The 13,684-nt window shown below is 49.9% G+C and carries 10 protein-coding genes; 5 read left to right on the plus strand and 5 right to left on the minus strand.

The features are described 5' to 3' along the window. Positions 1–557: 557 nt before the first annotated feature. From E0L13_RS04020 to E0L13_RS04030, 3 genes are all read right to left on the minus strand, one after another. Entirely contained in the window at positions 558–1,163 is a 606-nt protein-coding gene (locus E0L13_RS04020) for a recombinase family protein (protein ID WP_168060496.1), read from the minus strand. Between the two features lie 1,984 nt (positions 1,164–3,147). Further along, positions 3,148–4,515, minus strand: a complete 1,368-nt coding sequence (locus E0L13_RS04025) for a sodium/glutamate symporter (RefSeq protein WP_087477251.1) — start codon at positions 4,513–4,515, stop codon at positions 3,148–3,150. Between the two features lie 110 nt (positions 4,516–4,625). Then, a complete protein-coding gene (locus tag E0L13_RS04030; protein ID WP_087477250.1) occupies positions 4,626–5,789 on the minus strand; it encodes an alanine dehydrogenase in 1,164 nt (387 codons plus the stop codon). Between the two features lie 535 nt (positions 5,790–6,324). Here E0L13_RS04030 and thiS point away from each other — a divergent pair. The 5 genes from thiS (at position 6,325) to E0L13_RS04055 (ending at position 10,007) form a co-directional block, all read left to right on the plus strand. Then, positions 6,325–6,519 (plus strand): sulfur carrier protein ThiS, encoded by a 195-nt coding sequence (gene thiS / locus E0L13_RS04035; RefSeq protein WP_087477249.1) that lies wholly within the window; start codon positions 6,325–6,327, stop codon positions 6,517–6,519. 65 nt (positions 6,520–6,584) lie between these two features. After that, entirely contained in the window at positions 6,585–7,355 is a 771-nt protein-coding gene (locus E0L13_RS04040; protein ID WP_087477248.1) for a thiazole synthase, read from the plus strand. Between the two features lie 12 nt (positions 7,356–7,367). Continuing rightward, complete coding sequence (thiH, locus tag E0L13_RS04045) at positions 7,368–8,531, plus strand: 2-iminoacetate synthase ThiH (RefSeq protein WP_168060498.1); 1,164 nt, start codon at positions 7,368–7,370, stop codon at positions 8,529–8,531. Between the two features lie 340 nt (positions 8,532–8,871). Next, positions 8,872–9,468, plus strand: a complete 597-nt coding sequence (locus E0L13_RS04050) for a thiamine phosphate synthase (RefSeq protein ID WP_087477246.1) — start codon at positions 8,872–8,874, stop codon at positions 9,466–9,468. Positions 9,469–9,485: 17 nt separating this feature from the next. After that, positions 9,486–10,007, plus strand: coding sequence for an isochorismatase family cysteine hydrolase (locus E0L13_RS04055; protein ID WP_087477245.1), 522 nt, complete (start codon positions 9,486–9,488; stop codon positions 10,005–10,007). A gap of 743 nt (positions 10,008–10,750) precedes the next feature. Here the strand turns inward: E0L13_RS04055 and E0L13_RS04060 are convergent. Both E0L13_RS04060 and E0L13_RS04065 read right to left on the minus strand, forming a co-directional pair. Beyond that, on the minus strand, positions 10,751–11,839 hold the full coding sequence (locus E0L13_RS04060) for a glycerol dehydrogenase (protein WP_168060500.1): 1,089 nt from the start codon (positions 11,837–11,839) through the stop codon (positions 10,751–10,753). Between the two features lie 187 nt (positions 11,840–12,026). Next, positions 12,027–13,478: a 4-hydroxyphenylacetate 3-hydroxylase family protein gene (locus E0L13_RS04065; RefSeq protein ID WP_107195329.1), complete on the minus strand. Its 1,452-nt coding sequence runs from the start codon at positions 13,476–13,478 to the stop codon at positions 12,027–12,029. Positions 13,479–13,684 lie beyond the last annotated feature (206 nt).

Raw genomic sequence — 13,684 nt, forward strand, 5'->3', positions numbered from 1 at the left:
CTTCCCTCATATCATGTGACAAACCTTCTTTCTTCAATTAGTTCAACCTACTGGCGACACCTCCCTCATTAATTTAATTTAAAAAGAAAGAGGAAACCCCTTAATAAAAAATATGTTGTTCTCCCTTCTATTATTGCCACGGACTAAAATTTTATGGTGTAATCCCCTTTTTCGCTTAAAATCAACACAAGGAAGAAATAGGGTGTCTTTGCGTCCCTGCATTCTTCATATAGTTGCCACAACTACTTTTCTTCAATTATTTCAACCAACTCAAAGAATAGGGGTGTCCCATGCGGTGCCAGTATGTCTCCATATCATAAACTTGCTTGTGTGTCAAGGCTTTATATGCCCCTTACAGATGTGTAACAAATAAAATTATTATGCGTAAATAATGAATAATTAATATATTCAATGTGTTGAATAAGCCATTTTAGCACACAATAATATTTTATTTATACAAAACGTAAAAGGGAATACTGTCATATTGGTATGCCCGTACACGCAACAAAAGAGCCAACACGCTATATGCTGGCTCTCTTTCTGTGTGTCTGTAAAGGTTATTCGTGGTGTTCCTGCTGATACTGTTTTACCAGCTTATAGAAGGTAGAGCGTTTCAATCCCAATAGCTCCATAGCTTTTAGAGCTGTTATGTCTTTCGCCTGCCATTGGCTATAGACCTCACCCCATTGTGCAGGATATGCTGCTCTAGGCCGTCCTAGGTGCCTGCCGTGCGCCTTAGCCTGCTCTATTCCTTCCTGTTGTCTCTGCCTAATATTCCGTCGTTCCTGCTCGGCTATCATACCGTACACCTCAATAAGTATATTCGTTATGGTGTCTAGTATCAAATCATTGTCGGTGTCTATCATCGTTGTAGGCAGGTCAAGGCAACGGATGCGGACACTTTTATTCTTGAAGTAGGCAAGTTCGTTCTTGATCGCTTCTTTATTACGTCCCAGTCGGTCTAGGCTCTTGATATAGATTGTGTCGCCTGCCGTGCTCAGTTGCCGCAATGCCTGATAGTTCGGCCTGTTGAAGTCCTTACCGCTGGCCTTGTCGATGATGATACATTGCTCATTGTCTACGTATTGCCTAAGCTCTGCCGTCTGCCTGTCTGTGTTCTGCTCTCTGGTTGATACTCGTACATATGCGAATCGTCTGCCCATATTATCACGCTCCTATGTGTGTCTGTAAATGTTTGATTGTCTTTATAGACACCATATCATAAATATCCGTAAAGGTCAATACGTTTATGGATATATCCGTAAATTCGTTTTTAAAGATTTACGGATGCCAAAACAGGCCATTTTCGTATGTCCATAAAGGTATACCTTTACAGACATAAGGAAGACACATAGACAAGCAGGAGCAACACACTAGGAGAGAAGACCAAAGGGAATACATGTACGTCCATTCCCTGCCGCTTCCTGCTCCTGCTCTGGGTGTCTGCTTACCCTTCTTAGTGGTGAATCAGAAAAGAGAATCGAAAGAATTGCATTGCCTGCTGTGTTCTCTGCTGTATATCTCAGCCCGTCCGCACGGGGGAAAAGCGTTCGTGTCAATATAATATATATGGCCGCACGGATTTTTCATAAATTTAGGAGTCCCTTCTTATACTGGCCTATAGTAAAGGAGTCCCTTTTTCCTGTGTGCGCTTATATATAGCCACCCCTAAAGACATGTATGTACTATTGACATATCATCAGTAGGTCGTGTATTATTTTCCCGTAGGCATTACACATACACAACGGCAGGCGGTTATATCGCCCCTATCCATTTTTGAATGAATGGGGGTGATGCCCATGAACGAGACAAACGTAACACTATTACTTTTGATTCTCTTAGTGGTTCTCTTGCAAAAGAAATAACCGCCCGTAGCGTCCAAACTTTAGGCGGTTAAATCTCGTCAAGTATAGGGGCTATAACCGTTTGTCGGTGTAATGCCTCATTTTTATTTCACTTTCATTATATCCAGTATTGAAACAGGAGTCAAGCAGGAAAAAATCCCTTTATGCATAAAATAGCAAGCACTTCCTGTCTGGGTGCTCTTTCAAATTTCCGTTCTAAGCGATTTTTAAGAGGTAACACGATAAAAGCGTCATGCACCGCATAAAAATTCCTTACAGCGAAAATTAGAGCATTTTTAAATTTCGAGATATTTTCTATGCTGTGTCGTCGAACAAACATTTGAGCCAAAGCTTCGTAATGAGAGGGTCGTAGGTTCGAATCCTATTAGTGGCTCCAGAAAACATGCGGGTTCCCGGAATCGGGAACCCGTTTTTTTGTGCAAAATGTACTTGGAATGTACCTTGTAATAACTTTATAGGTATAATGTCGTATCATGTTTTTGTTAAATAATCGGATACTACTGCTGTTGCCGGGAACAGCCATTACTATAAATGAATTGATTATTTATTAATTGTATTCTATTTATATACCATTTACTTTATCCCTTATTTTTCAACGGTGAATTGTCAAGCTAAGTACAATGTTTTAATGGCAGACTTCATAAGGTGTTTTATATCCCCAGCATGTTTGCAGCCGAAGATTGAGCTCTGTAAAGACAGGCTGCATATAGGTTCCTGAAATAGTCGTGATATCCATCCCTTTTGTAAAATACTCCCGCACCATCCCTTTGTATTTTCATCGCTGTCATGGCTGACACGGCAGCGTAAAACTGCGAAGAGGCTGGCCTTTCCATACCCGAAGCATTGCGTCATTGATAGCTCGCGCCATTTTGTTTGCTGCTTTGCCGCCTGACAAATACCGGTTTTTCCCGGCTGTCAACGTTACCAGACATGCGTAAGCCTTGCCCTTAGCTTGTATCTTCATCCTTCGTTTTATCCGGTTATGGCTCGGTCATATCCAGCCGCGGTATGTAACATTGAGAATTTGCGTCCTTCCGTTCCTTTACATTTGCACCTGCCAAATGCAGGTTCGATGCATTCCTTTCTATAAACAGAATTAAAATATCAAGGGGCTGCCGCACGGTAACAGTGCGGCAGCCCCTCATGTTGCTACAATTTATATTGATTTCAAATACAGTTCATACGCTGTTGCGCAGGATTTAACAAGAATAGCATATCCAACGCAGTTAAATCATACCCCATGGGCAATACTCTTTTTTTGATGAAATTCCGGCTTGCAGTATCAGAACTCATTCTCCGCAGGGCGGTTCAGAGGCATCTTGAGCCACCACCACTTAAAGACGCGGTTGAGAAGGATACAAGCCGCAAAGATCACAATATAGAGGATAATAAACTGCCAGTGCTGGCCGCAGAGAAGCATACTGGGGGCCATGGACCAAGCAAACATTTCAAAGGGAGTAGTCAGCGGCCCGGCCAAGGCAGTATCGTTTAGGGTCTTGGACTTGTTTTCCGGGTCCACGATGCGCAGCAGGATAAAGCCGATGGCAAACACACCAGTGGAATAGCCCCACACGAAGAGGGAGCGCTCAAACCAGCTGCCTTTATTCATAGCAGCGCCAAAGTACATCAGGGTGAGCACCACCAGCACCATGCCGAACAGCAACAGCAACAGCAGCGGTATAGCGTACGCCACAATAACGGAGATCTTGATAGAGGCGATACCGAAAAACACCAAATAGTCAGTGGCAGTGCCGGAGATACGGCTGATGACCGTATTGTCCATGTAATGCCCTACTCCAGTTTTTTGGAAGCACAGGAACATAGCCATGCCAATGAGGAAGGCCAGCAAATAGCTGGGCAGGTCCAATCCTATGGCGTCCTTAATCCACCCGTTGGCCAAGAAGCCTGCGCCGGAAGCTATCAAAAGCAGGGCCAAATGCCAGGCCAGGGGATCCAGCACTACGGAGGCGACGGTCTCCTTACCCATAGAGCCCCGATTCTTCTCATCCTTGATCAGGCCGGTCTTCAAGTCTCCGGAGATGTACTGGAAGCTCTCAATATACTTGGTCCAGCCTCGCTTGGTTCCGATCTTGATAAAGAACAGCCCGCCGAAGATGCCGGACAGGATGCCCACCGTGGCGCAGGTCATCCCAATGTCGGTGGCGTCAGTAAAGCCCAGCTCCGCCATGGCAGATCCCACTGCAGCGGCGGTGCCGTGGCCGCCGGAGAATCCGGAAGCCAGCAGAAATCCAAAGCCGTAGTTGATCTCCGGGAACAACTCGGAAATCACCAGCACCCCAAATAAAGGCGCAAAGGCAAACTGAATGGCCTGGGCCAGCACTTTATAAGAGAAATAGGAGCCAACCCGCTCCACCTCAGACTTGAATTTGGTCTTGGAAAAGGAAAATCCCCCCATGCCCACGGCCGCAAAAATCAGGATGATCAGCACGCCGGGATAACTGCCAATGGAGTTGGAGAAGGGCAGCACGTTCAACCCCTGATTCCCCAGGACCAAAGCGATAAAACCGGCAATCATGCTGGCCGGCACAAAAAATTTCTGAACCAGAGGCACCTTGGCCCGGATTAACTGTCCAATCACAATAAACAGCGAGGCAAAGGCAAAGTCCAGTAAAAAGTCGTTGACGCTCATAAAATTCCTCCCATGAAATAAAATAAAGGGAAAGTCCCGCCGGGGTGGTTCTCCTCAGCAGGACTTTCCCAAACTCGCCAAGCTCTCCACACAGAGGGCTGCGAGTATGCTTAGAGCTGAATGAAGTTTTCCGAACGGGTATTCGTAGTGCGGGGAGCGGGATCCAGTTCCCGATCCGCTATCCCCAGAATATCTTCAGGGCGAATCCAGGGCCGGTTTTGGATAGCGCTGGTTTCCTCATGGGTGAGGTATCCCTGATAGGTAGTCAAGCTGCGCCGAAGGAATCCGTCCCGGGCGCAGGCCTCTGCTACCCCGTTGTTCAAAATGGAACGGAAGTGGGGAAGCACTGAGGCAGCATAGGCGATGGAGGTCGACTGGGCAATGGCGCCGGGGATGTTGCTGACGCAATAGTGAACCACGCCCTCCTCGATATAGCGGGGATCGTCGTGAGTGGTTTCGTGGAACGTCTCAATAGCGCCTACGTCGTTGCTGATATCTACGATGACGGAGCCCTTCTCCATGGAGCGGACCATTTCCCGGTCGATCATGTACTCCGTGGCGTTCTTGGGCCAGCGCACGCAGTTATATACTACGTCGATTTCCGGCAGAAGCTTTTTCAGGTTGTACCGGTTGGAAATCTGGGTATTGATTTCCTCGTTGAACTGCTGGGAAATATCCCGCAAAGTGCCGATATTTATGTCCATCACGGTCACCCAGGCCCCCAAGGCGTGGAGGACAGATACACAAGCCCGGCCCACGGTACCGCCGCCCAGTACCAGAGCTTTGACGCCAGGCGCGCCGCCCAGGCCATTGACAAATTTTCCCTTGCCCCCGTGGATAGACAACAGGGAATCAAGACCCATCAAGGCCCCCATTTTGCCAGCTGCCTCACAGTTAGGGGAGCCATACCGATGGCTGTCCTCAGCGCTGAAAGAGATGCACTTGCTGTCCAGAAGAGCCTGCACCTCTTGGGGATGAGCGGCAGGATGAATGCAGGTCAGGATGATCTGATTCTCCCGCAGCAGGGGAAACTCACAGGGCTCCAGTTCCTTGACCTTGGTAACAAAGTCACATGTCCCATAGATTTCCTCCATGGTGTCCACCAGTTTAGCGCCCTCTTTCTCATACTGCTCGTCCGAAAAGCCCGCGCCGATACCGGCGCCGCGCTGGACGTAGACCTCGTGGCCGTCGCCCACAATGGCGTCGACTTCCGCAGGTGTAACAATGGTGCGGTATTCGCCGGTTTTGATATCCTTTAACAGTCCGAATTTCATCTTAAAATCCCTCCGTTTTGTATGGCATGGATCAAACTCCAGCCGTTGATTTTGCAATTTTATAAATAAATTTATCTCGATTTCTTCAAAAATCGAGATGGTTTCAAGGTCTGTATGCACAAAAACGCCAATAAAAAAAGACCAATAATTGTATTATAATACAGTTTTCAGACATGTCAAGCAGAACTCTCTCGGCTAATAGTGTAAAGTAGTTGTAGGTATTTTTTGAAAGGACATTTTCAATAGTTCCTTTAACTAGTTGATATGGCTGCTATCGTTGCGTTATAAACGCCATGCAGCCATATGCCGGTACGGGTATTGCCGTTACATTATACGTCATTTACTCTTATATAATAAATTTTCCCACAATTAGTTTGCGCTGTCATATGTACTAAAATTCACGAATATCTTGACAAGAAGCATCTATTCGCTATAATAATATGTAGAGTGTGACTGACAAAGCCGCACGAAGGGGTACACCACCGCGGGTGTAATTCTCTTCGTGCGGCTTATTTTTTATGAAAGGAGAACGCCGATGGTACGAATTAATGGAAAAGAAGTCCAGGCTGCGGGCATGAATTTGCAGGCCTATTTGGACCAGGAAGAGCTGCGGCCGGAACGCATCGCCGTCGAGCTGAACGGCGCTATCGTAAAGCGCGGAACCTATCGCACCGTCACCTTATGCGACGGCGACACGATGGAAATCGTCCAGTTCGTCGGAGGAGGCTGATAGGCATTCCCCGCACAGAAGTACCATTATCTCATACAGCAGCAAATACAAAGGAGTTGTTTCTCATGGAACAAAAAGACACGTTGATTCTCGGCGGTCATGAATTTACATCCCGCTTCATTCTCGGTTCGGGCAAGTATTCCGTCAACCTGATTCAGGCTGCCGTCGAACAGGCCGGCGCGCAGATCGTCACGATGGCCCTGCGCCGCGTCGAAGCCGGGCAGAAAGATAATATCCTCGACTTCATTCCCAAGGGCGTAACCCTTCTTCCCAACACGTCGGGCGCCCGCAACGCCGACGAAGCCGTCCGCATCGCCCGTCTGTCCCGCGAAATCGGCTGCGGCGACTTTATCAAAATCGAAATCATGCGCGATTCTAAATACTTGCTTCCCGACAATGTCGAAACGGTAAAGGCGACGGAAATCCTGGCCAAGGAAGGCTTCGTCGTATTGCCCTACATGTACCCCGACCTGTACACGGCCCGCGACCTCGTATCGGCCGGCGCAGCCGCCGTCATGCCCTTAGCGTCGCCGATCGGCTCCAACAAGGGCCTGTCCACGAAGGATTTCATCCAAATCCTCATCGACGAAATCGACTTGCCCATCATCGTAGACGCCGGCATCGGCCGCCCGTCCCAGGCCTGCGAAGCCATGGAAATGGGCGCCGCCGCTATCATGGCCAACACGGGCCTGGCGACGGCAGGAGACCTGCCCCTCATGGCCAGCGCCTTCCGCAAGGCGATTGAAGCAGGCCGTCAGGCCTATCTGGCCGGCATGGGCCGCGTCAGCGAAACGGCATCGGCGTCAGACCCGCTGACAGGATTCTTGGGCGACTAAGGAGGTACGACGATGACAGAACAACGCATTGACCACATGACCTATCTTCCGGGCATGGAAGTCCTTGATTCGAACATGCTCGACGAAGTGACGAAATACCACGACGCCTTCCATGACGAAGGCTATACGTCCCAAGACGTCGAACGGGCCCTGAATAAGCAGCACCTGGAACCGCGGGACTTCATGGCCCTCTTGTCGACGGCCGCCGCTCCGTATTTGGAACAAATGGCCCAGAAGGCCCACATCGTGACGCGCCGCCATTTCGGTTCCAACATTTCCATCCTCACGCCGATTTATTTTGCCAACTACTGCGACAACTACTGCATCTACTGCGGCTTCAACTCCCACAATAAAATCAAGCGGGCCCGCCTGAACGACGAAGAGCTCCACCGCGAATGCCAGAACATCGCCAACGCCGGCATCGAAGAAGTCCTCATGCTGACCGGCGAAAGCCCGAAGATGTCGGACATTCAGTACATCGGAAACGCCGTCAAGATCGCCCGCCAGTATTTCCGGGTCATCGGCATGGAAATCTACCCGGTCAACTCCGACGATTACAAATACCTCCACGAATGCGGCGCCGACTACGTTACGGTATTCCAGGAAACGTACAACTCGACGAAATACGAAACGCTGCACCTGGCTGGAAATAAGCGCATCTTCCCCTACCGCTTCTATTCTCAGGAACGGGCAATTTTAGGCGGCATGCGCGGCGTCGGCTTCGCTGCCCTTCTCGGCCTCGACGACTATCAGAAAGACGCCGTCGCCACGGGCATGCACGCCTACCTCATGCAGCGCAAATATCCTCACGCTGAAATTTCCTTGTCCTGTCCGCGGCTGTGCCCGATTATCAACAACGATAAAATCAATCCGAAAGACGTAGACGAACGGAAGCTCACGCAGATCATCTGCGCCTACCGCCTGTTTCTCCCCTATGCGGGCATCGTCGTATCGAGCCGAGAAAGCGCCCGGTACCGCAACGCCATCATGAAAATCGCCGCTACGAAGGTATCGGCCAGCGTCTGCGTCGGCATCGGCGGCCACTTGGAAGACGACGGCTCCGAAATGGGCGACGAACAGTTTGAAATCACCGACAGCCGCTCTTTCGACGAAATGTACGCCGCCATCAAGCACATGGGCCTGCAGCCTGTGACCAGCGACTACATCTATGTATAAGCTATCTCCTTTTTATAACCTAACTATAGAAACGGCAAAAACAGCTTGCAGACTAATCCACTGCCAAGCTGTTTTTGTTATCTCCCCCTGCTGTCTTTGCTATGATTATTTATCATTATTTCTATATCTTCGCGGCATTTATTTTGTTAGATAAATCTCCAGAAAATACTTATTTTTGTAAAAATTTATACAGTGTATGCCCTTACATCATTTATTTTTAGAATGACCTATATTCCTACCGTATAAACATTGACGGAGCTATGAGATTAATATATAGTAATAGTATATATACATTATAATTTTATGTCATTATACTATACAACGATCGGGTGATATTATTGTGTTAAAAGTAGTTGCAATAACAAATCGCGAACTTGCCACGACGAATTATTGGGACCAGCTTGAACAAATCGCCGCGTCCGACGTCGATACCATTGTTCTTCGCGAAAAAACGCTGTCAGAAGATGAATACGTCGAATACGCAAAAAAAGCGCTGCGCCTGTGCAACATGCACGACAAGACGTGCATTCTCCACCACTTCGGCAAAGCGGCCATCCGCCTGCACGTTCCCCGTTTCCAGTGTTCGCTGGAGTATTTGGAAACCCATTCGTCCCTTCTCTATTATATGACGACCCTGGGCGTTTCCGTCCATACGCCGGAGGAAGCAGCGCGCGCCGAAAAGCTGGGCGCAACGTACATCATGGCCAGCCACGTATTTCCGACAGACTGCAAAAAAACGATGCCGCCAATCGGCACGCAGACCGTCCAGGCCATCTGCGACGCCGTGTCGATTCCCGTCTACGCCTTAGGGGGCATCAATCTTCAAACGGTCAAAGAGCTCGGCACTACGCCCGTTGCCGGCGTCGCCCTCATGTCAGGGCTCATGGTCTGCCATGACGTGCCGGCCTATGTCCGCGAACTCAAGCAGCAGCATTAAGGAAGAAGGGATACTGTATGAATCAGGCTTACGTCATCATCGACATGCAGAACGACTTCATCGACGGCGCCCTGGGGACCAAGGAAGCCCAGGCCGTCGTACCGCGCATCGAAGCTAAAATCGTCGCCAGCAAAAAGGACACGTCCGTCAGCACCGACTTGATCTTCACGCAGGATACGCACGGAGAAAATTACTTAGACACGCAGGAAGGGCAGAAACTTCCGGTCCCGCACTGTATCAAGGATACAAAGGGCTGGAATATATGCCGTCAGCTCCTGCCGTATACCTTATTTGCCACCATCTTGGAAAAGCCTACCTTCGGCAGCACCGATTTGATTGCTGAAACGGCGGAGTACGACCGCATCGTCCTCATGGGCGTATGTACGGATATCTGCGTCATTTCCAACGCCATGCTGCTGAAAGCCTTCTATCCGGAAAAAGAAATCTGCGTCGACGCTTCATGCTGCGCCGGCGTCACGCCGGAAAGCCACGCGCGGGCCTTGGAGGCCATGAAAATGTGCCAAATTGATATCCTTTAAAGCGATTTTCACCTTGTAAATTCTTCAGGATATGATATACTAACCATGAAGAATGAATGAAACAAGGAGCATTGTAGATGCACCGAACGAACCCCCTCACAGCGGCCACTGTGAGGGGGTTCTAACGCTATTTATACAGGCGCTTCGGCAAGGCTGGTTGCTCACATCTTCCTATTCAGATGACACCCCTTCCTCGTTGCGGTTTTGGTAAGCAAAGCGCTTAATCATACGCAAGAAACCTTTGCCTTAGGACTTCCTTGCAAATTTCGCATGGAGGATTCATCAGTCATACAGCCAGTCCCTTTCAAGAGCCTTCATCTTAAACATAGCCTAAACAACCCATAAAAAAGATGTCGCCGAAGAAACCGATCTTTCTTCAAGCGACATCTTTTTCATTATATTATGTTTTGTCAGCTGCCGGCGGTATGACAGCATATCCCGCAGCCCCTTCCACTTCAAGCCAAGAGCTTATCCAGATGGAACGGAGTGCTATGCGTATAGAAGAAAAGCCTTCCTTGATCTTGAGACGACTGTGATACCATATGGTTATTCCGTCGCATTCTTTACGCAGAAAACCGCCTTGAATTGGTTTACCTAAACCAATTTCCGGAACATAACTGCCCCAGATGCGATCACCTTTTCAAGTCCCGCCCAAGGACGGCTCAAACGTCAAGGATATGATAACGTGTCCGCCATGCTTTTGAATATACCCTTTCGCCGCCGGCGTTACGGTAAACATAGCCTTAGGCTCGGCCGGCCGCGTCGGCTGCCATAATGGCAGCGTATACTTCGTCAGCCGTAATATCGGCGCGGACGTTTTTCGTAAACTGCGTCGGAACTGTCGCTGCGGCGGCAACCTGGCGAAGTTCGTCTTCCTTGACGTCTGTAATGCCCATATCGGCTAAGCACGACGGCAAGCCAACGGACTTGATATACTGCAGGACTGTATCCCATTCTTCCTGCGGAGCCTGTTCCAGCTGCAGCTGCACCAGCAAACCGAAGGCTACCTTTTCGCCGTGCGACATGCCGTGGGCCTGCGGCACATAGGCAAATCCGTCGTTGACGGCATGCGCCGCAGCCAGGCCGCCGTCTTCAAAGCCGACGCCGCTCAAATATACGCAGGCTTCGACGACGGCTTCCAGTTCCGGCGTGACGACGTGCTGTTCTACAGCTTCCAGGGCTTTCAGAGAATTCTTGAGGAGCGTCTGATAGCACAATTCGGACAAAGCCAGGGCCGTCATGGAGCACTTGCCGCGGGACATGGTCTTTGCGCCGCTGCGGTAGCAGGCACGGGCTTCAAAATACGTCGACAAGGCGTCGCCCATACCGGAAACGAGATAATGCTTCGGAGCCTGGGCAATGATTCCCGTATCGACGAGGACGACGTCGGGGTTGCGGTGCATCATGAGGGCCTTGATGACCACGCCTTCATCGTTATAAATGACAGCTACGCTGCTGCATGGCGCGTCGTTAGACGCAATCGTCGGAATAATGACAGATGGCAATCCGCCTAAATTCGTAGCGACGGCCTTCGACGTATCGAGAGCCGTGCCGCCGCCGACGCCGACGATGACGTCGCAGCCACTTTCTTTGGCTACAGTCATTGCATCTTCAATGGCCTGCTTCGTGCACTTGCCGCCAAATTCACAGAATACGACCTTTTTATCGGTGCTTTCCAGTGAGGCCGCAATGCGGTCGCCAATGCGCTTCTTATTGTTGGGAGACAGCAACACCAAAAACGTCGTCCCTAATTTTTTTACATACTTGCCTAACTTATCCAATTCGCCTTCGCCCTGGATATAGTATCCGGGAGCTTTCAATCCAATAGCCATGTATATTCCGCCTTTCTTATCCGTTATACTCTCATGATGCAAAATCTCCCTGTCAGGTAAACGTGCCGGCGCACGCCGCCTGCAGGGAGATCTTGCCTTGCAACTGCATACCGCCGGAGGCAAGGAGTCAGGCCTCAGGGCGGATATGCCTTATACATCATTCATAAGCAGTGAAGTGATACCAAAATTAGTCTTCAATATGCGCGATAGCTTTAGCCAGCTGTTTCTTCATGCGCAGGTTGCCCTGACGGGAAATCATGATGCGCTGCGCCTGCGGCGAGCCTGCGCCGTGCATGGATTCCGTGCGGTAGCCGACGGCAGCCGTGCCAAGGCTGAGGTTTTCGATGAGGCGCAGTACTTTCAAGCGGTTTTCCGTCGATACGGAGCTTACGCCGCGGAGATATTTTTCAACATACGGCCCGATCTTCGGATCGCGAAGGTCTTTTTCAGACGGAGCCGTTACCATGAGGCCGCCGGCAATATCTTCGGCGAGGCGGACGATTTCATAGGGGAAACGGGTGACGTTCTGCTTGCAGACGTTCGCCAGCAGGAGGTCGATGAGGTAGTTGCCCGAAGCGGTCTTCGTACCCAATGCGGAGCAGGCGATGCCGCAGGCATACAGCGTTTCGTTGAGGTGCTGCATTTCGATGAGCTTATCTTTGATATGCGATGCCTTCGGGCAGCCGTTGTAATCGGCAGCCAACGCAGCGGCGCCGATGAGGACGTCGCCTACGCCGACCTTGCAGCCGCCGTAGGACTGACGGTGATAGCCGGCGAAGCGTTCGACGAGAACGCCGGCAAATTCATATTCGCCGTTGAGGTAGATGTTTTCGTTCGGAATGAATACGTTGTCGAAGATAACGAGAGCTTCCGTGCCGCCGAATTCGGGGTTGCCCGTATCCATTTCAGCGCCTTCGAGCTTACGCGTATCGCAGGACTGACGGCCGACGATCATGAAAATGCCTTCGGCGTCGGTCGGGCAGGAGAAGGAAATAGCGTAGTCCTTGTCGTCTTCGCCCATGGCGATCGTCGGCATGACGATAACTTCATGGGAGTTGATGAAGCCCGTCTGATGAGCTTTTGCGCCGCGGACGACGACACCGTCGGGGCGGCGTTCTACGACGTGGAGGTACAAATCAGGATCTTCCTGTGCGTGGGGAGCCAAGCCGCGGTCGCCCTTCGGGTCGGTCATGGCGCCGTCAACTGTAAGGTCCTGCGTCTGCACCCGTTTCATGAAGGTCATGAAGTTGTCATGATAGTGGGTGCCGTATTTCTGGTCAATATCATACGTCGTGGAAAATACGGCGTTGAAAGCGTCCATGCCTACGCAGCGCTGGAAGCAGGAAGCCGTTTTCTGGCCGAGGAGACGCTGCATTTTTACTTTGTTCATCAAGTCAGTCGTGCTCTGATGAATGTGCGTAAAGCGGTTTACCCGTTCGCCCGTGTACGGAGACATAACGGTCATCAAATCCTGATATTCCGGCATCTGAGCCAAGTCATAAGTCATGCGGACGGAATTCAGAGAGGGACGGAGAATCGGGTCGTCTACAGGACATTCTACTTTTTTGCCAAACATGTATACCTGCAAATTCAGTTTTCTCATGCTTTCAATATACTGTTCGCCAGTCATTAACGTCATAAATAAATCATCCTTTCCGGGAAAATACATCGAGAGATAGTAAAGACTGCACGGACGCACAAGGGTCTCGTTTCATCGCAGTGTCTTGCTTATATAATTAGCAATAATCGTGCCAAGCTGACACAATTAGGCTGAAATTCAGAAAAATTTTTCTGCAAACAGGAAATGAATCCATGATTGTGGGGAAAAATAAAAATCTTCATGCC

The sequence above is a fragment of the Megasphaera sp. SW808 genome, from assembly GCF_012027795.1.
Taxonomy (GTDB): Bacteria; Bacillota; Negativicutes; order Veillonellales; family Megasphaeraceae; genus Megasphaera; species Megasphaera stantonii.

Excerpts from the sequence above, each read along its gene's own strand:
- E0L13_RS04020 (WP_168060496.1), bottom strand. The coding sequence starts at position 1,163 with ATGGGCAGACGATTCGCATATGTACGAGTATCAACCAGAGAGCAGAAC.
- E0L13_RS04025 (WP_087477251.1), bottom strand. The coding sequence starts at position 4,515 with ATGAGCGTCAACGACTTTTTACTGGACTTTGCCTTTGCCTCGCTGTTT.
- E0L13_RS04030 (WP_087477250.1), bottom strand. The coding sequence starts at position 5,789 with ATGAAATTCGGACTGTTAAAGGATATCAAAACCGGCGAATACCGCACC.
- thiS (WP_087477249.1), top strand. The coding sequence starts at position 6,325 with ATGGTACGAATTAATGGAAAAGAAGTCCAGGCTGCGGGCATGAATTTG.
- E0L13_RS04040 (WP_087477248.1), top strand. The coding sequence starts at position 6,585 with ATGGAACAAAAAGACACGTTGATTCTCGGCGGTCATGAATTTACATCC.
- thiH (WP_168060498.1), top strand. The coding sequence starts at position 7,368 with ATGACAGAACAACGCATTGACCACATGACCTATCTTCCGGGCATGGAA.
- E0L13_RS04055 (WP_087477245.1), top strand. The coding sequence starts at position 9,486 with ATGAATCAGGCTTACGTCATCATCGACATGCAGAACGACTTCATCGAC.
- E0L13_RS04060 (WP_168060500.1), bottom strand. The coding sequence starts at position 11,839 with ATGGCTATTGGATTGAAAGCTCCCGGATACTATATCCAGGGCGAAGGC.
- E0L13_RS04065 (WP_107195329.1), bottom strand. The coding sequence starts at position 13,478 with ATGACGTTAATGACTGGCGAACAGTATATTGAAAGCATGAGAAAACTG.